This is a genomic window from Phreatobacter sp. (assembly GCF_016793595.1).
GTDB lineage: Bacteria > Pseudomonadota > Alphaproteobacteria > Rhizobiales > Phreatobacteraceae > Phreatobacter.
The window spans coordinates 58284-82779 of sequence record NZ_JAEULY010000023.1; the positions used below are offsets into that span (position 1 = coordinate 58284).

A 24496-nucleotide genomic window follows, 5' to 3' on the forward strand; every position below is an offset into this window, starting at 1 on the left:
ATGGCGGGACCATGACCGACGAGGAAAGCCGAGCCCGCGCGGACCTCGTCCGCTGGGGCAAGTCGCTGTTCGACCGTGGGCTGACGCCGGGCTCGTCCGGCAACCTGAGCGTCCGGCTGGCGGACAGCTACCTGTTCACGCCGACCAATTCCTGCCTCGGCTTTCTCGACGCGGCACGCCTGTCGAAGCTCGACGCGGCCGGCAACCATATCGGCGGCGATCCGCCGACCAAGGAACTGCCGCTGCATTTCGCCTTCTATGAGTCGCGCCCGACCGCCCGGGCCGTGGTGCATCTCCATTCGACGCATGCCACCGCCCTCTCCTGCCTCGCCGATACCGACCCGGAGGATGCCATTCCGCCGATCACCCCCTATGTCGTGATGCGTGTCGGGAAAGTGCCGGTGGTCGCCTATACGCGACCCGGTTCGCCAGAGGTCGCGCCGCTGATCCGGGCCAGGGCGCCGCGACATCCGGCGATCCTGCTCGGCAATCACGGCCCCGTGGTCGCGGGCGCGAGCCTCGAGGCCGCCGTCTTCGCCATGGAGGAACTGGAGGAGACCGCGCGCCTCGTCATGATGACGCGCGGCATGGCGATCCGGCCGCTGGGCGCGGCCGAGATCGCGGATCTGGAGGCAACCTTCAGACTGAAGGAATAGGAAGTGGCGTCAGTCGCCCATTCCGCGGTGGTTGTCCTCGTTCTGCTGCTGGCGCGTCGGACCGGTGGAATTGCTGGAGGCGCAGCCGGCGAGCGGTACGAGCAGCAGGAGCAGAATGAGCAGCTTGTTCATGAAAGCGACCTTGATGATGTCCTTTGGCCGGCCCTTATAGACCGAACTGCCGCTTCGTTGTCATCCTGATCCGCCGCATGGCTCAATAGCTCCGCATGCCGCCGCACAGACCACGGAATCAAAAGACCAGACGAGGAAACATGCCCCGCTTCTCCGCCAATCTCGGCTTCCTCTGGCAGGGCCTGCCGCTGCTGGACCAGATCGAGGCCGCCGCGAAGGCCGGCTTCCGGGCCATCGAGATGCACTGGCCCTATGACACCGACCCCAAGGCTGTGCGTGCCGCCTGCGAGCGGCTGGGCCTCGCCATGCTCGGCGTCAACACCGTGCGCGGCGACACCGCGAAGGGCGAGAACGGCCTCGGCGCCCTGCCCGGCCGGCAGGCCGAGTTTCAGGCGGCGATCGATCAGGCGATCGCCTGGCAGGTCGCGGCCGGCGGCACGGCGATCCACGCCATGGCCGGCATCGTCAAACCCGCCGACAAGCCGGAAGCGACCGGCGTTTGGACCGAGAACCTGTCGCTCGCGGCCGACAAGGCGGCGAGGCACGGGCTGACCATCCTGCTGGAGCCGCTGAACCCGCGCGCCTCGCCCGGCTATTTCTATTCGACCCTGCGCGGTGCCGGCGAGATGATCGCCCGCGTCGGCAAGCCGAACGTCAAGATCATGTTCGACGTGCATCACGTCGGCATTGCCGAAGGCGACGTGCTGACCAATCTCGACGCGTGGTGGCCGATGATCGGCCATGTCCAGATCGCCGCCGTGCCGAGCCGCGCGGAACCCGACGAGGGCGAGATCGACTTCCGCGCCATCTTCGCAAGGCTCGACGCCAAGGGTTACGGCGGCTGGGTCGGCGCCGAATACCGCCCGCGCGGCGACATGGAGGCCGGGCTCGCCTGGGTGAAGAAGCTCGGCGTGAGTCTCTAGAGGCTCACGCCTTGGCCAGCGCCTTCGCGAAAGCATAGCTGTCGGGGTAAACCTCGTAGGCGGCGACCAACCCGCTCTCGAAGCGGAAGATGTTCGCGGCGCGCACGTGCAGCTCTTCGCCCGTCGCCTTCACCCGCCAGTGGCCCTTCAGCACGATGGCGACGCTGCCCTCCGCCTCGATCCGGTGGACGGTCTCGATGGCGAGCACGTCGAGATGTTCCGCGACGCGGCGGAAGAAAGTCAGCACCTTCGTCCGGCCCTCCCATGCGCCGGCCCAGGGCACGACCCCCGGCGGGCCGTTCCAGCGCACGGTCACGTCGTCCGTGGTGACGGCGGCAAGGGCGGAGGCATCGCCGGCGCGGATGGCGGCATACCAGCGATCGAGAATGGCGGTGCTCATCCGCCAGTGATGCCGGCTGACAGGGTTCAGCGCAAGACGCGGATGATCCGGGTGAGGTCGAGCAATGTGACCAATGCGGCCGCGACATAGGTCAACGCCGCCGCGCGCAGCACGGATTTCGCCGCCGGCAGGTCGCCGGGTGGCAGGTAGCCGCCCTGGTCGAGGATGGGCAGCGCCTTGCCGAAGCTCGCGTCGAACTCCACCGGCAGGGTGATCAGGTGCATGACGAGCCGCGAGGCCAGCAGCGCCAGCGCCACGACGATCTGAAGGATCACCAGCGGCATGGAATGGACGAAGGCGAGCACCAGCGGCGCGGTGGCGAAGAGCACGGCCGCCGCCACTTCCAGCTTTTGCGCGCCGCCCGCCATGCGGATGCGGGTGACCAGCAGCGGGTCGCCGTCGCGGTGCTGGATCGCATGACCGACCTCGTGGGCGGCGACCGCGACCGCTGTCACCGAGCGGCCGCCATGCACGTCGGGCGACAGGCGGACGACCTTGTCGATGGGGTCGTAATGGTCGCCGGCATCGGTGACCTCGACCTTCACGCCCGAGAGGCCGGCCCGATCCAGAAGATGGGTCGCCAGTTCGCCGCCCGTGCCGGGAAAGTCGGCGCGCTCAGCCGAATGCCGCTTCATCTGGGCCTTGACCCAGAATTGCGGACCGAAGATCAGCGCGAGGAAGGCCAGGATGCCGAGAATGATGAGAACGGGCATGTTGACTATGTAGAAGCGTTGGGTCCGCCTAGCCAGTAACGCTGTGGGGCAGCATCATGGTGAACCAGTATCGAACGAAAGAGTGGCTGACTTTTCGTCAGCAAATTTTTGAATCTGACGGCTGGAAGTGTGTCGATTGCGGCAAGGAAAGCAGCACTGGCAAAGGCCTACAGGTTCACCACGAGATCTACGTGAATGGACAGAAGCCGTGGGAGGCACCTGCTCAGCACTGCCGAACGCTTTGCAAAAAATGCCACGCCATGCAGCACGGAAAAATACGCCCTGACTACGGCTGGGACTTCTACTGCGATGAAGACCTCGGCGACTTGTCTGGAGAGTGTGATCGCTGCGGGAACGACATCCGCTATGTCTTCCATATAGGTCACCCAAATTGGGGGATGATGGAAGTAGGAACAGATTGCTGCGACGAACTGACCGGAACGAGAGAGGCAAGCAGCACTCGAAAAGCGGCACAACGCCTAGAACGCTTTCTGCATTCCAAGCGATGGAAGATCATTGACGGTCTTGAAACGATCAAACAAATGGGCTTCGAGATCAGAATTATCCACGATAGCGAGGGCTATGGCATTAGTGCAAACGGCACTGAGGGGGCAAAGAGATTTCTTGAAGTCAACGAGGCTAAAATTCACGCTTTCCACACGGTAGACGATGGGACGATGGAGAGGTTCTTCAAAAATAGGTCAACTAAGAAATAAGCAAATGGCAGCTACCGCCTACGCCAGCCAGCGCTTGCGCCGCTTGTAGCTCTTCACCTCTCGGAAGCTCTTCTTGTTGCCCTCCGCGACGCCGAGATAGAACTCCTTGACGTCCTCGTTCTCGCGCAGCGACGCGGCATCGCCGTCCATGACGATGCGCCCGGTCTCCATGATGTAGCCGAAGGTGGCGTATTTCAGCGCCATGTTGGTGTTCTGCTCGGCGATCAGGAAGGACACGCCCTCCCTGGAATTGATGTCGCGGACGATGTCGAAGATCTGTTCGACGATCTGCGGCGCCAGGCCCATGGAGGGCTCGTCCAGCAGGATCATTTTCGGCTTCGACATCAGCGCGCGGCCGATGGCGCACATCTGCTGCTCGCCGCCGGACGTATAGCCGGACATCGAATTGCGGCGCTCCTTGAGGCGCGGGAAATAGGCGTAGATCTTGTCGAGGTCGTCCTTGATCGCCCCGCGCCCGTCGCGGCGGGTGAAGGCGCCGGTCAGAAGGTTTTCCTCGATGGTCAGGTGGCCGAAACAGTGCCGGCCCTCCATGACCTGGATGCAGCCACGGCGCACGAGATCGTTGGGGGAGAGGCTCTGCACCTCCTCGCCCTCGAACAGGATCGAGCCCTTGGTCACCTCGCCCCGCTCGGCGTGCAAGAGGTTCGAAATGGCCTTGAGCGTCGTGGTCTTGCCGGCGCCGTTGGCGCCGAGGATGGCGACGATGCCGCCGCGCGGCACGACCAGCGACACCCCCTTCAGCACGAGAATGACGTGGTCGTAGATGACCTCGATATTGTTGACCGACAGGATCGTGTCCTTGGCGGCTTCGGCAGAAGGCGTCGGCTGGGTCTGGGCGGTCATGACGGGCCTCTGCTGCACCCTCCCCTGGAGAGGGAGGGTCGCGCCGCAAGGCGCGGGGAGGGGTGGAATGAAACCGATATCTTCAGGACAGGGCCTTCACCCCAACCCGGCTTGCTCTCGCTCACGCTCGGCAATCCGACCCTCCCCCTCGAGAGGAGGGTAAAACTTGCCGGGAGCCGCGGCGTGCCGCGGCCCCCGTTTCTCTGTCAGAGGCTCACGACCGCTGGTCGCAGGTCTCCGTGCGGCGCGGCCAGCCGGCATTGGCTTCCGCATACTTCTTCGCGGCGTCCTCGATCAGCGGGCGCACGACATCGCGGATCGGCGAGATCCAGTCGGTGTCGCGCACGTAGCGCTGGCCGTCCCAGCGGGCCACGAATACGTTGTTGTGGCCGTTATGGTCGGCGCAGTTGAGCCGCACGGGAGCCGCGAAGCCCTCCATGCCGATCTCCTTCAGCCGCGCCTCGGTGATGTTCAGGGTCTCGAAGCCGCGGCGCACGTCCTCGCCGGTGACCACCTTCTTGCCGGTGAGCTGCTGGGCGTGGCGGATCGCCTCGACCATCAGCATCGAGTTGTAGACGCCACGGTTGTAGAGGTTCTCGCCGATGCGCTCGCGATTGGCGACGCGGGAGAGATTCTTGTCCGCGACATGTCGCAGGATGTCCTGGATCACCGGGAAATTGGTGCCTGCGGCGTGGAACGACAGCGAACGGTAGCCCGCCGCCTGTGCGCCGCCGGCGCGCGCGTCGTCGTCGCCGCCGGCCCACCAGACGCCGACCACCTTGTCGATCGGGAAGTTGTTGCGGATCGCCTCGCGAACAGCGGTGGGGTTCATCGCGCCCCAGCCCTGATTGTAGATGTAGTCGGGGCGATCGCGGCGGATGTTGAGCCAGATGGCGCTCTGGTTCTGCATGTCGGCGGCGGCGACGGGATAGAGCTTCAGGGTGAAGCCGTATTTCTCGGCCATGGCCTGCAGCACCGGGATCGGCTCCTTGCCGTAGGGCGCGTCGAGATGGATGAGGCCGAGCGTCTTGCCGCGCAGCTTCTCGAAGCCGCCCTCGCGCTGGGCCATGTAGGAGACCATCACCGAGGCGCCGTCCCAGTAGGTGGCCGGCGGGTTGAAGATCCACGGGAAGATGTTGCCGTCGGCCGAGGCCGACAGGCCGTAGGCCATGGACAGCATCGGGATGCGGTCGACCGCCGCGCGCGGGATGAGCTGCAGCGTGATGCCGGTGGAATAGGGGTTCACCACCACCGGGCTGCGGCCGCGCAGCGAGTCATAGCACTCGACGCCCTTCTTGGTGTCGTAGCCGGTCTCGCATTCCTCGATGACCACCTTCACGCCGTTGATGCCGCCGTCGCGCTGGTTGATCATTTCGAGGTAGTCGCGCATGCCGTCCGCGATCGGGATGCCCGACGAGGCGAACGGGCCGGTGCGGTAGGTCAGGAGCGGAATGAAGACGGTATCCTGCGCCTGAGCCGGCATGGGCGCCGCCGCGGCGAAGCCGGCGGCAAGGGCCGCCGCGATCGTCCATTTGAAGGCTTTCATCGGTGTTCCTCCTTGGGTGGCCGGGTTGTGCCCGGAGCGATTTGTTGTCTCGTGCCCGCCTTGCCGGCGGGTCTCGTTCTGGCGCGTGACGGACCTCAATAGGGAAAAGGCCAGACCCGCAATTTCTGCTTGGCGATCTGCCACAGGCGCGCGAGGCCGTGCGGCTCGACGATCAGGAAGAAGATGATCAGCGCGCCGACCATCACGTGGGTCAGATGTTCGGCGAAGGCGCCGGTGAGCGGAATGCCGATGGCCGGCACGCCGAACTTCAGGATCGTCGGCAGGGTCGAGATGAAGAAGGCGCCGAAGAACGAGCCGATCAGGCTCCCAAGGCCGCCGATGATGACCATGAACAGCACGTTGAAGCTCTGATTGACGTTGAAGGCATCGTTCGCCTCGCCTCCGCCGTACCAGAGAAACATCATGCAGGCGCCCGCGACGCCGCAGTAGAACGAGGAAACCGCGAAGGCGAGCAGCTTGGTCGGCAGGAGCTTGATGCCCATCAGCTCGGCGGCGATGTCCATGTCGCGCACCGCCATCCAGGAGCGCCCGATGCGGCCGTGAACGAGATTGGACGCGAGCCATGCGAGCACGACGACGATGGAGAGCAGCACAAGGTAGCGCACCTCCGGCGTCGCCCGCGCGCCCGTTATGGCGATGCCGAACAGCGTGCGCTCCGGCACCTCGATCGCGCCCGAGGCATTGTAGTTGTAGAGCCAGGGAATGCGGACGAAGCACCATTGCAGGAAGAACTGCGCGGCAAGCGTCGCGACCGCCAGGTAAAAGCCCTTGATCCGGAGGCTGGGCAGGCCGAACACCACGCCGATGGCGGCGGAGAAGAAGCCGGAGACGACGATCCAGACGATGATGTTCACGCCCGGGAAGATCGTCGTCAGCTTGTAGCAGGCATAGGCGCCGACCCCCATGAAGGCGCCGGTGCCGAGCGAGATCAGGCCGGTATAGCCGGTGAGGATATTGAGCCCGATCGCGGCGAGCGCGAACACGAGGAAGGGCACCATCACCGACAGGATGATGAATTCGGACGCCAGCAGCGGCACGCCGATGAAGGCGATGGCGAGAATGGCGATGATGCCGATGCGGTCCTGCACGAGCGGGAACACCGCCATGTCGGCCTTGTAGGTCGTCTTGTACTGGCCGGCTTCACGATAGAACACGGGCTTCTCCTCAGATCCGCTCGATGATCTTGTCGCCGAACAGGCCCTGCGGCCGGAACATCAGGAAGGCGAGCGCGATGACATAGGCGAGCCAGCTCTCGATGCCGTTGCCGAACAGCGGGCCCCAGTAGAACTCGCCGATCTTCTCGCCGATGCCGATGATCAGGCCGCCGACGATGGCGCCGGGGACGGACGTGAAGCCGCCGAGGATCAGCACCGGCAGCGCCTTCAGCGCGATGGTCTGGAGGCCGAACGACACGTCCGAGCGCGCGCCCCACATGATGCCGGTGATCAGCGCCACGATGCCGGCGGTGAACCAGACGATGATCCAGATCTGGTTCAGCGAGATGCCGACCGAGAGAGCCGCCTTGTGGCTGTCGGCAACCGCGCGCAGCGCCCGCCCGATCCGTGTGTACTGGAAGAAGAAGGCGAGCATCGCGATCATCGCCACCGCGATGACGGCCGCCGCGATGTCGAGCTTCTGGAGCGTCACGCGCCCGCCGAGAATGTCGAAGTCGATGGCGCCCTTCGGCAGGCCCAGCTGGTCCGCGATCATCACCTTGGCCGAACCGCCGAAGATCGTCTCGCCGAGGCCGATCAGCAGGTAGGTGAGCCCGAACGTCGCCATGAACAGGATGATGTCCGGCTGGTTGACCAGCGGCCGCAGCACCACGCGCTCGACCGCCACCGCCAGCAGGAACATGACGCCGAGCGCGACGATGACGGCCAGATAGGCCGCGATCATGCCGGTGAAGCCGAAGCTCGCGAATTTCTCGTAGACGCCGACGAGGGTGAGGCCGGCGAAGACGACCATGATCCCCTGCGCGAAATTGAACACGCCGGACGCCTTGAAGATCAGCACGAAGCCGAGCGCGATCAGCGCATAGAGCACGCCGCCGACAAAGCCCTCCCAGATGGTCTGCACGAACAGGTCCGGCAGATCGACCATGTCGACGAAAGGCTTGATCAGCGCGCCGTGCAGCAGCGAGCCTTTCGGCATCAGCCCGGCCGCATTGGCCAGCACGATGGCGGCGACGACCGCGACGATGCTGCCCGCGGTGACGGCCCATTTCGGGATCGGCCGGGCCTGGCGGGCGGTGATGGTGGCGTCCGTCATCGTCCGCTCCCGCTCTTCTTGCTGTTCCGCACTTTCTTCACGCGAACCGCTCCCCACTTCGCTTGAAAATGCGCTAGTGCGCCACGCCGAGATAGGCGTCGATGACCCGCTGGTCGCGCTTCACCTCGTCCGGCGTGCCGTCGGCGATCTTGCGCCCGTATTCGAGCACGACCACACGATCGGACAGGTCCATCACCACGCCCATGTCGTGCTCGATCAGCGCGATGGTCGTGCCGTACTGATTCGACACGTCGAGAATGAAGCGGCACATGTCCTCCTTCTCCTCGAGGTTCATGCCGGCCATCGGCTCGTCCAGCAGCAGCACATCCGGCTGCATGGCGAGCGCCCGGCCGAGCTCGACGCGCTTCTGCAGGCCGTAGGGCAGCTTGCCGACCGGCACCTTGCGGATGTGCTGGATCTCGAGGAAGTCGATGATCTCCTCGACGAACTTGCGGTGTTCGATCTCCTCGTCCATGGCCGGGCCGTGGCGCAGGATCTGCCAGAAGAAGCTCCTGTTCATCTTCAGCGTGCGGCCGGCCATGATGTTGTCGAGCGTCGACATGCCCTTGAACAGCGCGACGTTCTGGAAGGTGCGGGCAATGCCGCCGGCCGCCGCCTCGTGCGGGCGCATCTTGGGGCGCGTCTTGCCCTTGAAGGTGATGCGCCCCTCGGTCGGGTGATAGAAGCCGTTGATGCAGTTGAGCATCGAGGTCTTGCCCGCGCCGTTCGGGCCGATGATGGCGCGCACCTCGCCCTTGCGGATGTCGAAGGAGACATCGGTCAGCGCCTTCACGCCGCCGAAGCCGAGCGAGACGTTCTCGACCGCCAGGATCACCTCGCCCGCGGCGATGTCGGTTGCCGACGGAGCCCTCATTCGGCCGCCTCCCGGAATGGTTCAGCCGCGCCATGGGCCGGCATGTCGACGATGGCGACATTGCCTTCGATCACGCCCTTGCGGCCGTCCTCGAAGGTCACCTCGGTACGGATATGGCCGCGCTTCGAGCCGTCGTAGAGCGCGGTGACCAGCGGCGCGTAGCGTTCGGCGATGAAGCCGCGCCTGACCTTCTGCGTGCGGGTCAGTTCGCCGTCGTCGGCGTCCAGTTCCTTGTGCAGGATCAGGAAGCGGCGGATCTGCGCGCCCGCCATCATCGGCTCGCCGGCGAGCGACCGGTTCACCTCGTCGACATGCGCGGTGAGGGTCTTGATGACCTCGGGGTGCCCCGCCAGTTCCTGATAGGAGCCATAGGAGACGTTGTTGCGTTCCGCCCAGGAGCCGACCGCCGTCAGGTCGATGTTGAGGAAGCAGGTGGCGAAGTCCTGATCCTGTCCGAAGGCCACGGCCTCCTTGATGTTCGGATAGAACTTCAGCTTGTTCTCGATGTATTTCGGCGCGAACAGCGCGCCCGACCTGAGCTTGCCGACATCCTTGGCCCGGTCGATGATCTTGAGGTGCCCGGTCTTCGGATCGAAGAACCCGGCATCGCCCGAGCGCACCCAGCCGTCCGGCGTCTTGGTCTCGGCGGTCTTCTCGGGGTCCTTGTAGTAGCCGAGGAAGACGCCGGGCGAGCGGTAGAGCACCTCGCCGTTCTCGGCGATCTTCACCTCGACATCGATGTTCGGCTTGCCGACGGTGTCGGCGTGGATCTCGCCGTCCGGCTGCGCGGTGATGTAGACGCTGGCTTCCGTCTGCCCGTAGAGCTGCTTCAGGTTGATGCCGAGCGAGCGGAAGAAGCGGAAGATCTCCGGTCCGATGGCCTCGCCCGCCGTATAGCCGACACGGATGCTGGTCAGGCCGAAGCGGTTCTTGAGCGGCCCGTAGACCAGCACCTCGCCGAGCGCATATTTCAGCCGGGCGACGAGCGGCACCGGCTCCTTGTTGAGGATCTTCTCGCCCCACTCCTTCGCGACGCCGAGGAAGTAGTGGAACATCTTCTTCTTGAATGGCCCGGCATCCTCCATCCGCACCATGGTCTGGGTCAGCAGGTTCTCGTAGACCCTCGGCGGCGCGAATGCGTAGGACGTGCCGACCTCGCGGCGGTCCTCGACCACTGTCGCGGCGCTTTCCGGGCAGTTCACGCAGAAGCCCAGCACATAGGACTGGCCGTAGGAGAAGATGTTGTCGCCGACCCAGGCGAGCGGCAGATAGGCGATCGTCTCCTCGTTCTCGTTCAGCCCGTCGAACAGGCCGCCGTTCCGCGCGGAGATGATGACATTGTCGTTGGACAGCATCACGCCCTTCGGCCGCCCGGTCGTGCCGGACGTGTAGAGCATGATGGCGAGGTCCGAGCCCTTGCTGGCGGCGATCTCGTCATCCAGCGCCTTCGCCTGCGCCGGATCGGACGCGGCCGCCCGGCCGTTCGCCTGAACCTGCTCGAACGAGTGCATGCGCGAATGGTCGTAGTCGCGCAGGCCCCGCTCCTCGTCATAGATGATGTGGGTCAGCTTCGGCAGCCGGTCGGAGATCGACAGCAGCTTGTCGACCTGCTCCTGATCCTCGACCACGGCGATGGAGGCCTCGGCGTGCTCCAGCACGTAGGCCATCTCGTCCGCGACCGAGTCGGCATAGACCGGCACGGGCACGCCGCCCCAGCTCTGCACCGCCGCCATCGACCAGTAGAGGCGCGGCCGGTTGCTGCCGACAATGGCGACCTTGTCGCCGCGCTTGAGGCCGAGCGCGCGCAGGCCGAGCGCGAAATGGCGGACGATGTCGCGGACCTCGCTCCAGGTCCACGAATGCCAGATGCCGAGATCCTTGTGGCGCGTCGCGGGACGCGTCCCGAACCGCTGCGCATTCAGCGCCAGCAGTTTCGGGAACGTGTCGTGAGCGCCGGAAACGGCGCGATCGTCGGCGTGGTTTGCCACGGCCGGCGTCCTCCCTGGTTACCTCGCCGGAGCCCTTGGCGGGCGCCGGTCTTCGTTCCCTCGTTCGGCCCGGTTTCCGGGCTCGCTGCGACCGTCATGCGACCGCAATCCGCCGTTGGCCGGCGAATGGGCGGATAGTTGAACGCGCGGTCGACGAAATCAAGGGGACGAAAGAGGGAGTCGGCTCGGCCCAATGGCGGATAGGTGTCGGCAGCCGGCGGCGAGGCCCGATTTCCTGCCCGGTCCGGACCGGTTCCATGCTAGAGCGTCGCCATGGATGGCGTGCCCCTGCAGCCGGAAGCAATGAGCATGATGCCGCTCGGCGAAGGCGAGACGGCGCGCTTCTTCGCGGCCAGCCGGCTCAGCGGCATCGACTGCCTGACCGCCACCTTCCGCACCCACGTCTATCCGCCGCATACCCATGAGACCTATGTCGTCGGGACCATCGAGACGGGCCGCGACATCGTCTCCGCGCGCGGCTTCCGCGGCCATGCCGGCCCCGGCGACATCATTTTCATCATGCCGCAGGACGTCCATGACGGCGCGCCGGTCGATGGCGGCTACTCCTACCGGATGAGCTATCCGGGCGAGGACTTCATGCGGATGGTGGCGGAGGCGGTGTCTGGCCGCCCGGTCGCCGCCGCGCCGTTCTTCCGCTCCCCCATGGTTCATGATCCCGAGGGCGCGCGGCTGTTCGGCGCCGCCCACCGGGCGCTCGAATCGTCAGCGGACGGGCTCGCCGGCGAAGAGTTGCTGCTGCGCGCCTATGCCCGCTGCCTCGTCCTGCATGCCGACATTCCCGAGGCTGCGCCGGGCCGCGAGGAAGGGCCGATCCGGCGCGTGCGCGCGCTGATCGAGGCGCGCTATGCAGAGGATCTCCGGCTCGACGAACTGGCCGCCACGGCCGGCTTCTCGACCCATCACCTGATCCGCGCCTTTCGCCGCGAGGTGGGGCTCACCCCGCACGCCTATGTCATCGATGCGCGCGTGCGCCGCGCGCAGGATCGGTTGCGGGCGGGCGCCGCGCCGGCGGAAGTCGCGGCCGATGTCGGCTTTGCCGACCAGGCGCATCTCACGCGTGCCTTCAAGGCGCGGGTCGGCGTCACGCCGGGAGCCTATCGGCGGGCCGTCACCGCCTGAGGCGCGCACCCCGCGCAACGCGCCGTCGATGTCGATGTCGATGTCGATGTCGATTTTGTTCAAGAGCCGGCCGGCAGGCCCTGACATGATCGCGCCATGTCCGAGATATCTACCGATTCCTGGTCCGAGTTCCGCGACGGGCTGGTCGAACTGTCGCCGGCCATGATCGCCGCCGCGCCGATCGCCCTGCTCTATGGCGCCATCGCCACGTCCAAGGGCCTGTCGCCGCTGGAGGTGGCCCTCTCCTCGGCGCTGGTCTTCGCCGGCGGCGCGCAGCTTGCGGCCATCGAACTCTGGACCAACCCGGTGCCCGTCGCCGCACTCGTGCTCTCCACCTTCCTGATCAACGCCCGCTATATCCTGATGAGCGCCTCGCTCGCCCCGAAGGTGGCCCATCTGCCGTTCTCCGCGAATCTCCTCGGCTTCCACGTATTGGCCGACGAGAACTGGGCATTGGCCGAACGACGCGCGGCCCGCAGGCGCATCACGGCCGCCTATTTCTTCGGGATGGGCGCGGTGTTCTGGCTCAACTGGGTACTGTGGTCCTGGGCCGGCACGGTGCTCGGCCCGCTGCTCGGAGACCCCAGGCGGTTCGGCGCCGATTTCGCGTTCACCGCCATTTTCATCGGCCTCGTCGCCGGCTTCGTCACGACGCGGCATCACGGCATCGTGGTGGTCGCCAGCGCGCTCGCCGCGACCGCGGCCTACGTCGCCTTCGGCTCGCCATGGCACGTCCTGGCCGGCGCTTTCGCCGGCATGGCGGCGGCGGTGATCTTCTGGCACGAGGAGAAGGCCGCATGAGCCTCGATCCGGTCACTCTCGCCGCCATTCTCGGCATGGCGCTCGCGACCTATGCCTGCCGCTTCGGCGGCCTGATGATCGGCGGGCGGCTCGCCCCCACCGGGCGCACGAAGGCGGCGGTCGATGCCATTCCGCCGGCCGTGCTGACGGCGGTCATCGCGCCGACCCTGCTGGCGACCGGCTGGCCCGAGACCATTGCCGGCGCGCTGACGATCCTCGCGGCGACGCGCCTGCCCCTGATCGGCGTCATCGGCGTCGGCGTCGCCAGTGTCGTCGCGCTGCGCTTCCTCGCCGGCGGGTGACGGGACCTCAGCCTCTGGATCGGCCGATGCCAAGCGCGACGCAGAGGCCGGACACGACCACCAGCCCCATGCCGGCAAAGGTCATGAGGTCCGGCCGCTCGCCGAAGAACGCCACGCCGAAGGTCAGCGCGAAGAACGACTTGGTATAGTTGAACGGCCCGACGTCGGCGACCGAACCGAGCCGGAACGCGAGCATCACGGCTGCCTGCCCGCCCGCGAGCAGGACCCCGGACAGGGCGAGCTGAAGCACTTCCTGCCGGGTCATCGGCACGAAGCCCTGGGCGGTTGCCACGGCGGCGGCGATGATCATCACGACGCCGACGGTCGAGAGCGTCACCGCGGTATTCGAGATGCTCAGCGGCAGGCGGCGGGCGGTCAGGTCGCGGAAAGCGAAGCAGACCAGCGTGATCAGCACGAGACCCATGGTCGGATCGAAACCGGCGGCTGTCGGCTTGGCGATCAGGAGGATGCCGAAGAAGCCGAGCAGCACCAGGCCCCACTGCGCCAGCGTGATCCGCTCCTTCAGGACGATGGCGGCCGCCGGCAGCAGCAGCAGCGGCACGGATTGCGACACCGCCGTCACGTCGCCGATGGGCAGGCGCGTGAACGCGACGATCAGGCAGAAGATGCCGAGCGCCTCCGAAAGCGAGCGCAGCGTGACGAGCGGGCTGGCAACGCCGGAAAAGGCCGATTTCGGCCGTGCGACGGCGATGAAGGCGAGCACGGCAAGGGTCGCGAACAGGCCTCTCACGGCCATGGTCTGCGCCACCGGCACGGTGACCGCCGTCGCCTTGACCAGTGCGTCGTTGGAGGCGAACAGGCCCATGGCCAGCGTCATCGACGCCATGCCGAGCCGGGCGCTGCGCCGGGCCGTTTCCTCGCTCACGCCACACCCGCGCGCAGCAGGTCGTGCACGTGCAGGATGCCGACCGGGCGGCCGTCCTCGACCGCGAAGAGCGCGGTGATCTTAGTGCGGTTGACCAGTTCCAGCACCTCGCTGGCGAGCTGATCGGGCCGCGCCGTCTTGGGCGTGCGGTTCATCACCTCGTCGACCGGTCGCCCGAGCAGGTCGGCGGCCATATGGCGGCGCAGGTCGCCGTCGGTGACGATGCCCGCGAGGCGCCCCGCCGGATCGGTGACGCCGCAGCAGCCGAAACCCTTGCGGGTCATCTCGATCAGCACGTCGGCCATCGGCGTGCCGAGGGGCTTCAGCGGCAGGGCTTCGCCGGAATGCATGACGTCGCGCACCTGCGCCAGCAGCGCGCCGAGCTTGCCGCCGGGGTGGAAGTCGCGGAAATCGGCTGCGGTGAAGCCGCGCTGCTCGAGAAGAGCGATGGCCAGCGCGTCGCCGATGGCGAGCTGCATCAGCGTCGATGTGGTGGGCGCAAGACCGTTCGGGCAGGCTTCCTCGGCGCGCGGCAGCACGAGCGCGATGTCGGCGGCCTTGCCGAGGGCGGAATCCGCCGCCGCCGTGATCGCCACGAGCCCGACGCCGAACCGGCGGGAGAAGGCGACGAGGTCGCGCAGTTCCGCCGTCTCGCCGGACCATGACAGCGCCAGCAGCACGTCGTCGGGGGTCACCATGCCAAGGTCGCCGTGGCTCGCCTCGCCGGCATGGACGAAGAAGGCGGGCGTGCCGGTGGAGGCAAGCGTCGCGGCGATCTTGCGCCCGACATGGCCGGACTTGCCCATGCCGGTGACGATGACTCGGCCCTTCGCGGCCTTCAGCCGCGCCACGGCCGCCGCGAAGGGCTCGCCGAGCCCGTTGGCAAGCCCCACCTGCAGGGCCGCGAGCCCGGCGGCCTCCACGGCGAGCGTGCGGAGCGCCGAGGCAAGGGGGCTGGACGGGCTGTTATCCGTGGACATCGAACCTAATTCGCTCGGGGGGAGGCCGTCCGTCTAACACGACCGCTCTCGCGGCGCATCCCTCGCGCTGCGGAGGTGCGATGCCGGCGTCAACCCGCTGTTAACCACGGCTCTTTACCTCTTGTTGAGAATTTCAGCAGGGGAACCGCCGATCGTGGGCCGAGCCGCCCGCCGCATTCTCGGTATCGTCGTCACCGCGCTCGTCCTTGGCTGGGCGGGTGCGTCGGCGCATGCCCAGCGGCTGCGCACGATTCCGCCGGCCCCATCCTCGGACGATACGTCTCGCACGGAAGCCTGGCAGGGCCTGCCGCAGGTCGAGCCCGAATCTCCCGCCCCGGCCGCGCAGCCGCGCACCGACGCGGAGGCGGCAGGACTGCGCACGACCCGGCCGGCGGCGCCCGCGGCAGCGCGCACTCTCGGCGCGCAGCGCGATGCCGAGCGCGCGCAGTCGCGCCGCGCGCCCTGGACCGCGACGCCCGCGCGCCCCGCCCCCCTCGCGCCGGATGCCGGCGTCGCGCCGCCGCCGCCCGACAGCGCGGCCGCCCGCCGCCCGACATCCCAGCCCGCCCCGATGGCGAGCCGCCGGACCGGGCGGATGCCACGCCGGCCGGCCGAACCGGCAGCGAGCCAGACCGGCCGCCTCGTCGGCCTGCGCACTTTCACCACCACCGCCCCTTCCGCGCGCGCGCCGAGCCAGCTGGCGCCGGGCCGCGACGACGGTCGCGCGCTCGACCGGGGTCTGCGCGGCGTCGCCGTGCCGGTCCAGCCGCGCCGTCCCGTCGACGTGCCCATCGTCACCGAGCGCAGCCAGCAGCCGGCAGGCCGGGTGCTGCCCAACGCCAATCCCCTCGGCCGCAACACGATCATCGATCCGCGCACCGGCGAGGTCATCTCCTATGATCGCCGGCCGCAACAGGAGGCCGACCCGTTCGCGCCCGCCGGCCTGCGCGTCGGCACCTTCATCGTGACGCCGACGGTCGATGCCACGCTCGGCTACGATTCCAATCCGCGCCGCCTGCCGTCCGGCGGGCAGGGCTCGCTGTTCACCCAGTCCTACGGTGAGTTGCAGGCGCGCTCGGACTGGTCGCGTCATGAGCTCACCGCCCGCATCCGCGGCACCTATTCGGCCTATTTCTCCGATCCCGGCGTCAACCGGCCCGACCTGAACGCCGTCGCCACCGGCCGGATCGACGTTTCGCGCGACACGCGGATCGAAACCGAGGCCCGCCACAACCTGACCGCGACCTCGCCGGGCTCGTCGAACCTGCCATCGTCCCCGGACGGCCTGCGCAACCTGCCGCTGATCCGCCAGTTCGGCGCCTCCGCCAGGCTCGTGCAGGACATCGGCCGCTTGCAGGTCTCGCTGCGCGGCACGTTCGACCGCTACACCCACGACGATGCCGTCACCAATGCCGGCGCGGTCATCCCGCAGGCCGAGCGCGACTACAACGCCTATGGCGGCCGGCTTCGCGTCTCCTACGAGGCGACGCCGGGGCTGCGTCCCTTCGTCGAGGCGGGAATCGAGCAGCGCCATTTCGACCGCCTCGTCTCCTCGGGCGGCACGTTGCAGGGCTCGACGGCGACCACCTACCGCATCGGCTCGACCTTCGAGCTGACGCGCCTGATCACCGGCGAGATTTCCGCCGGCTACCTGATCCGCGACAATCGCGAACCGACCTTCGGCGACATCCGCGTTCCCGTCTTCGACGCGGCGCTCACCTGGACGCCGACAGCCCTGACCACCGTGCGCCTCACCGCCAGGTCGATCATCGACGAGAGCTTCACCACCGGCGCGTCCGGCCTCCAGCGCCGCGACGTCGCGGTGGAGCTGGAGCATTCGTTCCGGCGCTGGCTGATCGGCACCGCGCGGCTCGCCTACGGGCAGGACATCTATCAGGGCACGACGCGCGTCGACCAGCGCATGGTGGCCTCGGTCAATCTCGTCTATCGCGCCTCGCGCAACATGCAGATCCGGGGCGAGGTGCGCCGCGAGGCGCTGTTCTCGAACCAGGCCGGCCAGAGCTACTCGGCCAATGTCGTGCTGCTGGGCCTGCGCCTCCAGCGCTGACGCTTCCTCCCCACCATCGCCGCCAATGACTGAATAGGAACAAAATGTGAGATATTGCCCATATTAGTGCTTTATTCAACCTTACCGTGCATAATCGTTGAATGACACGGCTTGCGACAGGCTGGCATGACCTCGGAACGCGCAACGATGGCGCGGCGGCGGTCGAGTTCGCGATCATCATCCCGGTCTTCCTGATGATCGTCTTCGGCATCATCACCTTCGGCGCCTATCTCAGCGTCGTCCACAGCGTCCAGCAGCTCGCGGCCGAAGCCGCCCGCGCCTCGATCGGGGGCTTGAGCGACGCCGAACGCGTGACCCTCGCCGAGGCGAATATCCGCAACCATGTCGGCGCCTATATCCTCATCGAGCCGGCAAGACTGGTGGTCGAACAGGCGACGACCGATTCACTGACTGCCACCTTCTCCGTTCGGCTGCGCTACGACGCCGCCGGCATGTTCATCTTCCAGCTCCCCAACTTCGTGCCGATGCCGCCGCCGCAGATCGTCCGTTCCGCGGCGATCCAGCGCGGCGGCTACTGACTGGAGGTCGCGATGCGCATGCGCCTTCGACAGTTCCGGCAGGACCGGCGCGGCTCCGTCGCCGTGATCTCGGCCGGCACCACCATCGCCATCATGGGGTTCGCGGCCCTCAGCGTCGATCTCGGCAAGGTCTCCGTCGACCGGCGGCGCGCCCAGAGCGTCACCGACCTCGCCGCGATCGCCGCCGCGAGCGACATGGCCCGTGCCGCACGCGCGGCGACCGCCACGACCGCGCGCAACGCTCTGCCCGACGGAACCACGGTGGGGGTGGAGACGGGGCTCTACACGCCGGATGCCTCGGTGCCGGCGGCACACCGCTTCCGGCCGATGACGGGGCCCGGCGCCAATGCCGCGCGGGTCACGCTCGATACCGAGAGCGAGTTCCTGTTCGCCCGCATGCTGACCGGCCAGCGGGCCATGGCCATCCGCACCACCGCCACGGCCGCGACGACCTCGTTCGCCGCCTTCGCCATCGGTTCGCGCCTGCTGGCGCTCGACGGCGGGCTGCTCAACAATCTGCTCGGCGCGCTGCTCGGCACCAGCGCCTCGCTCTCCGTCATGGACTATCAGGCTCTCGCCGACGCCCGCATCGACCTGTTCCAGTTCCTTCCCGCGCTGGCGCGCCAGACCCGCATCGAGGCCGCGACCTACGACCAGCTGCTCGCCTCCAACGTGAAGCTCGTCGATGTCGTTGGCGCCATGGCGGCGAGCACGCTGGGGCCTGCCGGCGCGCCGACCACCGCGAGCCGGGCGCTCGGCCAGATCGCGCTAGGGTTGCGCGGCACGACGACGACCATGCCGCTGTCCTCGCTGGTCAATGTCGGCCCCTACGGCGCCATCCCGGTGGGACAGGCGCCGGCGGCCGGCGTCGCGGTCTCGGCCCTGGACCTCGCGACCGCCGCGGCGCAGATCGCCAATGGCGCGCGCCAGGTGGAGGTGGCGCTCGGCGCCAACCTGCCCGGCATCGCCTCCGCGTCTCTCAAACTCGCCATCGGCGAACGGCCGGTCGGCACGAGCTGGGTGACGGTCAGCGCCATCGGCGCGAGCGTCCACACCGCGCAGACGCGCCTCATCCTCACGGCGAGGCTGCTCGGGACCGGCAACATCGCCTCCGTCAACCTGCCGCTCTACGTCGAGATCGCCTCGGCGACAGCACGGCTCACGGCCATCCAGTGCGGCTTCCCGGACGCCTCCTTCTCGACCATGACGCTCGGCGTGACGCCGGCCGTGGTCGACGCCTGGATCGGCGACGTTCCCGCCGCGCAGTTCATCAATTTCCGGACGCCGCCGACCGCAACGCCGGCCGCGCTCGTCGATACGTTGCTGCTGAAGGTGCGTGGCCGCGCCCATGCGACCGTCACCAACATGGCCCCGCAGCCGGTCACCTTCTCGATGGCCGAGATCGCGCGGCGGACGAAGAAAACAGTCGGCACGACCGACTTCACCCGCTCGCTGCTGATGCGGCTCATCGCCGATCTGTCGCTGGACGTGGAACTGCTTGGCCTGGGGCTTGGCCTGCCCGGCGCGGTCGAGGGCACGGTGGTCGGGATCGTCAACACCGCGACGCCCTCGCTCGACCAGTTGATCAACCAGGTTCTGGCCACGCTCGGCATCGGCCTCGGTCAGGCCGACGTCTGGGGTCTTGGCCTTAGATGCGACGGAGCGGTGCTGGTGCACTAGCGAGCCGAAGCGAGACTTCTCCCCGGCGACCTGTCCAGCAAGCCGGGTTGAGCGGAAGGGGGCCGGACGTCGAGCACCCGGCCCCCTTCCAAACTCTCCGGAAATCAGCCCTTCGCCAGCCGCGCGATCTCCGCCTTCAGCGGGCCGGACAGGTCGTCGCGGCGCATGGCATAGGCGAGATTGGCGGTCAGGAAGCCGAGCTTCGTGCCGGTATCGTGAATCTCGCCGTCGAAGGTGAAGCCGAAGAACGGCTGCTGGTTCTTGAGCTTCAGCATGCCGTCGGTGAGCTGGATCTCGCCGCCTGCGCCGCGCTCCTGGGTCTCGAGAATCCTGAAAATGTCCGGCTGGAGGATGTAGCGGCCGGAGATCGCGATGTTCGAGGGCGCGGTGCCCTTCGGCGGCTTCTCGACCATCTCGCCGATCTCATAGGCGCCCGCCGCGGCCGGCTTGCCCTTGCCGATGATGCCGTACTGATGCGTCTCGCTGTCCGGCACCTCGTAGCCGGCGATATAGTTGCCGCCGGTGGCGTTGTAGGCCTCGATCATCGCGGCGATGCAGCCTTTGCTGCCGGCCTTGGCGAGGTGCAGCATGTCCGGCAGCAAGAGGGCGAAGGGCTCGTCGCCAACGATGTCGCGCGCGCACCAGACCGCATGGCCGAGGCCCAGCGGCTCCTGCTGGCGGGTGAAAGAGGTCGCGCCGGCGGACGGCAGATCGCGCTTCAGCTCTTCCAGCTGCGACGTCTTGTTGCGCGCGGCCAGCGTCGTGTCGAGCTCGAAAGCCTTGTCGAAATGATCCTCGATCACCTGCTTGTTGCGGCCGGTGACGAAGACGAAATGCTCGATCCCCGCCTCGCGGGCCTCGTCCACCACGTGCTGGATCACCGGGCGGTCGACGACGGTCAGCATTTCCTTCGGGATCGCCTTCGTGGCGGGCAGGAAGCGCGTGCCGAGACCGGCGACCGGAAACACGGCCTTGCGAATGCGACGAACCATGAAGGAGACCTCGTGGACTGATATGCGCGCTCATCTAGCGCGACAAAGCTGAACGCCGGGTGAGCGGAAATGTACCGCCTCTAGCCCTGGGCCGGCAATGTCAGCAGCTTCCAGGCGCACCAGAGCACGATGGCCGCCAGCGCGACGCCGCAGAGCGCGAACCATGCCATGTTGAACCAGTACGATCCCGGCCTGTCGCCGCGCGCGACCATCTCGCGCCAGACCGCGAACTCGCCCTTTCGCCAGCCGTCGAGGACCTGCCAGAGCGTCAGGCCGGCCAGCGGCGCCGCCAGCAGGATCGCGATGACGAAGGGCGCCGCCGGGTGGCCCGACGCGGCCGCGACGCCCGCATAGAGGGCAAGACCAAGACTGCCGGACAGGACCGCGGTCATGGCGATCCGCCGGAGGATCGCGGCGAGACCGTCCGGCTCGGGCATGTCGTTCGTCATTTCTGGATCACGGCCGGCGGCAGCGGCGGCGGCGCCGCGCGGAAGGCGTTGAACACCATGTCCGGGGCGGAGGTATTGTGGCGCGAGGCGACGAGACGCCCGGCCCAGAGATCGGTCGCATTGGCCCGCCGGAACGGCATGATCGCCTCCTCGCGCCAGCCGGGCGCGTCCCTCTCGCGCACGGCGATGCGCGCGACATCGGCATTGAACTCGGTGACATACATCGAGCGCAGCGCCGCGAACGGCGCGCCGGTCACCGGCCGCGCAAAGGCGACGTCGAGGCCGATCAGCTCCTGATTGAGCGTCGAGAGCCGGACGGTCGCCGCATTGCCGTCCGGATAGGTCAGCGTGAAGGTCTTCATTGCAGGGTCGAAGGCGACGCGGCTGATCTTCACGATCGGCCGGCCCTCGACCACCACCGGACCGATCAGGAACGACGAGCCATAGGCGGTCCAGCGCAGGTTGGACGGCGGCAGCGGCCGGGCGCGCCAGTAACCATCCATCGGATAGAGGACCAGCACCTCCTCGGCGCGGTCCTGGAAGCGGTACCAGATCTGGATCAGGTGGATGTTGCGCTCGGTGCGTTCGCCCACGGTCACGGTCGTATCGGAGGCGCGCCAGAAGCCCTGCTCGCGATAGCCGACCACCTGCCACTCCACCGTCTCGTAGAGCGTGATCCGCTGCGGCATGGGCTGGGCCAGCGCCTCCTCCTTCATCGGGCACGCCGTCCAGTCGGGCGCGAAGCGGTCCACCGCGAGCGAGCCGATATAGGCGGGATGCGCCGCCTCGATGCGGAAGGCGCGGACCTCGGGATTCGTCAGATTCAGCGTGACATTGTCCTTCTCGGCGCAGAGCACCGGCTCGGACGTGTTGGTGATCTCGACCGGTAGGCCGTCGAGGGACGCGGCATGGGCGCTGGCGGCAAACAGGAGGCCGGCGGCAAGGGCGGCAAGGCGCATGAGATCAATCCCCGGCGATCACGGCATAGACATCGCCGGAATTGGCGGCGTGCGGAAGTGCGGCGAGATGCGCGGCTATCTCGTCCTTCGACACGAACCGGCCGAAAGTCAGGCTCTGGCTCTCGCCCAGCGCGACATCGAAGCGATAGGGCCCGAGCGCCGCGAGCCGGTCGAGGCAGGCGAAGGCGACATCCCGCTGGATGGTGGTGAACTCGAAGGACAGCGCGGGCAGCGCCTGCGACAGCCCCGCCAGCACGTCGGCCTCGAAGCCCTCCACGTCGATCTTCGCGAAGGCCGGCATGCCGTGGTCGGCGATCAGCCGGTCCAGCGTCAGGCACGGCACGACGATCTCGCGGTCCCAGACCTGCCCCTGCCAGCCCTCCGCGCCATCGGCCGAGGCGACGAAGGCCGCCGAGGCGGTCGTCACCGTCGGATTGGCCGTATTCACCCTCAAGGTGATCTCGCCCTCGGTCGCGCCGCAGGCCGCCTGAACCAGCCTCACCTGCCCGTCGCCCTCGAACAGGCGCGCGATGACGCCGGCCGGCCCCGGCTGCGGTTCCAGCGCCACGACACTGGCGCCGAGGCGGCGGAAGCTCGCGACACGGTCGCCGACATGGGAGCCGATGTCGAAGGCGAGATCGCCCGGTTTCACGAAACCGGCATAGAGCGCGTCCATGGCGGCGTTCTTGGCGGGGTCGCCGTGATAGGTGACGACCGACCGCGCGACGGCGACGGCTTCGGCGATGCGCTGGGCAAGATCCATGTCAGCCCCGCGCCCTTGCCGCCGCGATCTCGGCCGGCGTCTCGAACTCCTCGGGGATTCCGCAGAGTTTCCGTCGCACGAAGAACCGGCCGAGGGCGGGCGATGCGGTCAGCACCGCGAAGGGCACCGCGATCAGGAAGCCCGCCGTCAAAGGCAGCGACCAGTAGGCGGCGGCGGGCGAGGCCAGCCACAAAAGCCCGAACACCGCCCAGCCGAAGGCCATTTGCGGCCAGAAGGCGTCCCACGCCTCGCGCCATGTCAGCGCCATGGCGTCGCGCTGCTGGCCGCCCCAGGTGACCGATTTGCCCAAAGCCAGCCCGATCATGAACACGGAGATGCGGAACGAGGTCAGCGCGCCGAGCAGGAACGAGAAGACGAGCTCGATGGCCGCGGCGGTCAGGAACCGTGCCCGCCCGCCATAGCGATCCGTCGCGCCCTCGGTGATCAGGATGTCGATGAACCCGGCGATCTTCGGCATGAGGTACATCAGGAAGAAGGCGATATAGACCGTGATCGCGAAGCCGACCGGGAAGGCCGCCCGGCTCGGCCCGTGCCACGCGAGGAACGGCGAGAGCGCGATCATCAGCGTCCAGGCGGGCACGCCGACGAACATCAGGATCGCCCAGACGAGCTGGAACCGGCTGATCGGCTTCAGCCCCGGCTGATCCAGCAGCTTCAGATATTGCATGTTGCCCTGGCACCAGCGCACGTCGCGGCGCGAGAATTCGAGGATGGTCGGCGGGTTCTCCTCCCACGACCCCTCCTCCTCCGGCAGCACGCGCACCTCGTAGCCGGCGCGGCGCATGAAGGTCGCCTCGACCTGGTCGTGCGAGAGGATATGCCCGCCGAGCGGCGGCTCGCCGGGCAGCATCGGCAGGTGGCAATGCTCCATGAACGGCTTGATGCGGACGAGGGCATTGTGGCCCCAGAACGGCCCGCAATCACCAACCCACCACGCCTGCCCCATCGTATAGGAGCGCATGCCCTGCCGCATGCCGAACTGGAAGACGCGCGCGAAGGCCGACGCGGAAGGCATGCCGACCACGAGGCTCTGGAGGATGCCGAGCTTCGGATAGGCCTGCATCATCCTGACGTGCCGGACGATGGTCTGGCCCGACATCAGGCTGTCCGCGTCGAGCGGCAGCATCAGCTCGTAGCGCGCGCCCCACCGATCGAGGAAGTCGCGGACGTTGCCGGCCTTGAAGCCGGCATTGTCGGTGCGGCGGCGATAGACGACGCGGTCGCCGCCCGCCTCGGCCGCAAAAGCGGCGGCGGCGCGCTCCTCGCGCTCGGCGACGTCGGGACGGTTGGTGTCTGAAAGGATGAAATAGTCGAACTGGCCGCCCTGCCCCGTCCGGTCGATGCTGTCCTTGACGATCTTCAGGCGGTCGATCGCCCGTTCCGGGTCCTCGTTGCGCAGCGTCATGAACACGGCGGTGCGCACGGTCAGCGGCGTGTCGCTGTCGCCGGCCTTCGCGAAGGGCGCGACCTCGGCCAGCGGATCGTCGAATTCATGCAGCACCCACAGGCCGATCAGCGCGTTCCAGAAGCCGAGCACCGTCCACGGAGTCGCGATGGCGAAGCAGAGCGCGAGGACGATATCGACGATGGTCCAGCCGCCGGAACCAAGGATCGACCAGGCCGCCGCGTTCAGAAGCCACCACGTCACCACGTTCAGCGCCAGCACGATCCAGCGCCGCTTCCGCAATTCGGCCGTGGACTGGATACCCGCCGGCGTCGTAGAGCCGTTGGGCGGCAGCGTGCCGCCTTGCGCCGGAAACGGGGTGAGATCGTTCATTCGCAAACCTCCGTCGCCCGGCGGGCGGCGCAGAA

The 24496-nt window shown here is 67.6% G+C and carries 25 protein-coding genes; 9 read left to right on the top strand and 16 right to left on the bottom strand.

Going from position 1 to position 24496, the window contains the following annotated elements; all coding sequences use genetic code 11:
* Positions 1-11: 11 nt before the first annotated feature.
* Positions 12-656: a 3-oxo-tetronate 4-phosphate decarboxylase gene (gene otnC, locus JNK84_RS20780; RefSeq protein ID WP_293427773.1), complete on the top strand. Its 645-nt coding sequence runs from the start codon at positions 12-14 to the stop codon at positions 654-656.
* 9 nt (positions 657-665) lie between these two features.
* Here the strand turns inward: otnC and JNK84_RS20785 are convergent, their stop codons facing one another.
* Positions 666-788, bottom strand: coding sequence for a hypothetical protein (locus tag JNK84_RS20785; protein ID WP_293427776.1), 123 nt, complete (start codon positions 786-788; stop codon positions 666-668).
* Between the two features lie 140 nt (positions 789-928).
* Between JNK84_RS20785 and JNK84_RS20790 the strand changes: the two genes are divergently transcribed.
* A complete protein-coding gene (locus JNK84_RS20790; RefSeq protein WP_293427779.1) occupies positions 929-1711 on the top strand; it encodes a hydroxypyruvate isomerase family protein in 783 nt (260 codons plus the stop codon).
* Between the two features lie 4 nt (positions 1712-1715).
* Here JNK84_RS20790 and JNK84_RS20795 read toward each other — a convergent pair whose 3' ends face one another.
* Positions 1716-2111: a nuclear transport factor 2 family protein gene (locus JNK84_RS20795; protein WP_293427782.1), complete on the bottom strand. Its 396-nt coding sequence runs from the start codon at positions 2109-2111 to the stop codon at positions 1716-1718.
* Positions 2112-2137: 26 nt separating this feature from the next.
* Positions 2138-2824: a zinc metallopeptidase gene (locus tag JNK84_RS20800; RefSeq protein ID WP_293427785.1), complete on the bottom strand. Its 687-nt coding sequence runs from the start codon at positions 2822-2824 to the stop codon at positions 2138-2140.
* Positions 2825-2880: 56 nt separating this feature from the next.
* On the opposite strand from JNK84_RS20800, the gene JNK84_RS20805 reads away from it, so the two are divergent.
* Positions 2881-3540 (top strand): HNH endonuclease, encoded by a 660-nt coding sequence (locus JNK84_RS20805; RefSeq protein ID WP_293427788.1) that lies wholly within the window; start codon positions 2881-2883, stop codon positions 3538-3540.
* Positions 3541-3558: 18 nt separating this feature from the next.
* On the opposite strand, the gene JNK84_RS20810 is transcribed toward JNK84_RS20805, so the two are convergent.
* The 6 genes from JNK84_RS20810 to JNK84_RS20835 all read right to left on the bottom strand — a co-directional run bounded on the left by JNK84_RS20810 (position 3559) and on the right by JNK84_RS20835 (position 11104).
* Positions 3559-4404, bottom strand: coding sequence for an ABC transporter ATP-binding protein (locus JNK84_RS20810; RefSeq protein WP_293427791.1), 846 nt, complete (start codon positions 4402-4404; stop codon positions 3559-3561).
* A gap of 214 nt (positions 4405-4618) precedes the next feature.
* Positions 4619-5950, bottom strand: a complete 1332-nt coding sequence (locus tag JNK84_RS20815) for an ABC transporter substrate-binding protein (RefSeq protein WP_293427794.1) — start codon at positions 5948-5950, stop codon at positions 4619-4621.
* A 95-nt stretch (positions 5951-6045) separates the two neighbouring features.
* Positions 6046-7125 (bottom strand): branched-chain amino acid ABC transporter permease, encoded by a 1080-nt coding sequence (locus JNK84_RS20820; RefSeq protein ID WP_293427797.1) that lies wholly within the window; start codon positions 7123-7125, stop codon positions 6046-6048.
* A 10-nt stretch (positions 7126-7135) separates the two neighbouring features.
* A complete protein-coding gene (locus JNK84_RS20825) occupies positions 7136-8125 on the bottom strand; it encodes a branched-chain amino acid ABC transporter permease (protein ID WP_441343284.1) in 990 nt (329 codons plus the stop codon).
* 190 nt (positions 8126-8315) lie between these two features.
* Positions 8316-9116, bottom strand: coding sequence for an ABC transporter ATP-binding protein (locus JNK84_RS20830; RefSeq protein WP_293427800.1), 801 nt, complete (start codon positions 9114-9116; stop codon positions 8316-8318).
* Complete coding sequence (locus JNK84_RS20835; protein ID WP_293427803.1) at positions 9113-11104, bottom strand: AMP-dependent synthetase/ligase; 1992 nt, start codon at positions 11102-11104, stop codon at positions 9113-9115. Before JNK84_RS20835 ends, JNK84_RS20830 begins: the two co-directional genes overlap by 4 nt.
* 273 nt (positions 11105-11377) lie before the next feature.
* Here JNK84_RS20835 and JNK84_RS20840 point away from each other — a divergent pair, with 273 nt between their 5' ends.
* From JNK84_RS20840 to JNK84_RS20850, 3 genes are all read left to right on the top strand, one after another.
* Positions 11378-12244, top strand: a complete 867-nt coding sequence (locus JNK84_RS20840) for an AraC family transcriptional regulator (RefSeq protein WP_293427806.1) — start codon at positions 11378-11380, stop codon at positions 12242-12244.
* Positions 12245-12340: 96 nt separating this feature from the next.
* Positions 12341-13045: an AzlC family ABC transporter permease gene (locus JNK84_RS20845; RefSeq protein WP_293427809.1), complete on the top strand. Its 705-nt coding sequence runs from the start codon at positions 12341-12343 to the stop codon at positions 13043-13045.
* Entirely contained in the window at positions 13042-13347 is a 306-nt protein-coding gene (locus JNK84_RS20850; RefSeq protein ID WP_293427812.1) for an AzlD family protein, read from the top strand. Before JNK84_RS20845 ends, JNK84_RS20850 begins: the two co-directional genes overlap by 4 nt.
* A gap of 7 nt (positions 13348-13354) precedes the next feature.
* Here JNK84_RS20850 and JNK84_RS20855 read toward each other — a convergent pair whose 3' ends face one another.
* Both JNK84_RS20855 and JNK84_RS20860 read right to left on the bottom strand, forming a co-directional pair.
* On the bottom strand, positions 13355-14233 hold the full coding sequence (locus JNK84_RS20855) for a DMT family transporter (protein WP_293427815.1): 879 nt from the start codon (positions 14231-14233) through the stop codon (positions 13355-13357).
* Positions 14230-15213 carry a KpsF/GutQ family sugar-phosphate isomerase gene (locus JNK84_RS20860; protein WP_293427818.1) on the bottom strand — a complete coding sequence of 328 codons (984 nt, stop codon included), beginning with the start codon at positions 15211-15213 and terminating at the stop codon, positions 14230-14232. The genes JNK84_RS20855 and JNK84_RS20860 overlap by 4 nt, the downstream gene beginning before the upstream one ends.
* Before the next feature lie 154 nt (positions 15214-15367).
* Between JNK84_RS20860 and JNK84_RS20865 the strand changes: the two genes are divergently transcribed.
* The 3 genes from JNK84_RS20865 to JNK84_RS20875 all read left to right on the top strand — a co-directional run bounded on the left by JNK84_RS20865 (position 15368) and on the right by JNK84_RS20875 (position 19500).
* The gene (locus JNK84_RS20865; protein WP_293427821.1) at positions 15368-17281 is read left to right on the top strand and encodes an outer membrane beta-barrel protein; all 1914 of its coding nucleotides are present in this window, start codon (positions 15368-15370) and stop codon (positions 17279-17281) included.
* Positions 17282-17382: 101 nt separating this feature from the next.
* Entirely contained in the window at positions 17383-17820 is a 438-nt protein-coding gene (locus tag JNK84_RS20870; RefSeq protein WP_293427824.1) for a TadE family protein, read from the top strand.
* Positions 17821-17832: 12 nt separating this feature from the next.
* Entirely contained in the window at positions 17833-19500 is a 1668-nt protein-coding gene (locus JNK84_RS20875; RefSeq protein ID WP_293427828.1) for a pilus assembly protein TadG-related protein, read from the top strand.
* Between the two features lie 104 nt (positions 19501-19604).
* Here JNK84_RS20875 and JNK84_RS20880 read toward each other — a convergent pair whose 3' ends face one another.
* The 5 genes from JNK84_RS20880 to mdoH all read right to left on the bottom strand — a co-directional run bounded on the left by JNK84_RS20880 (position 19605) and on the right by mdoH (position 24461).
* Complete coding sequence (locus JNK84_RS20880; protein ID WP_293427831.1) at positions 19605-20492, bottom strand: UTP--glucose-1-phosphate uridylyltransferase; 888 nt, start codon at positions 20490-20492, stop codon at positions 19605-19607.
* Between the two features lie 80 nt (positions 20493-20572).
* Positions 20573-20941, bottom strand: a complete 369-nt coding sequence (locus tag JNK84_RS20885; protein WP_293427834.1) for a hypothetical protein — start codon at positions 20939-20941, stop codon at positions 20573-20575.
* Positions 20938-21900, bottom strand: coding sequence for a hypothetical protein (locus tag JNK84_RS20890; protein WP_293427837.1), 963 nt, complete (start codon positions 21898-21900; stop codon positions 20938-20940). The genes JNK84_RS20885 and JNK84_RS20890 overlap by 4 nt, the downstream gene beginning before the upstream one ends.
* Before the next feature lie 4 nt (positions 21901-21904).
* Complete coding sequence (locus JNK84_RS20895) at positions 21905-22663, bottom strand: FkbM family methyltransferase (RefSeq protein ID WP_293427840.1); 759 nt, start codon at positions 22661-22663, stop codon at positions 21905-21907.
* A 1-nt stretch (position 22664) separates the two neighbouring features.
* A complete protein-coding gene (gene mdoH / locus JNK84_RS20900) occupies positions 22665-24461 on the bottom strand; it encodes a glucans biosynthesis glucosyltransferase MdoH (protein WP_293427843.1) in 1797 nt (598 codons plus the stop codon).
* Positions 24462-24496: the final 35 nt, after the last annotated feature.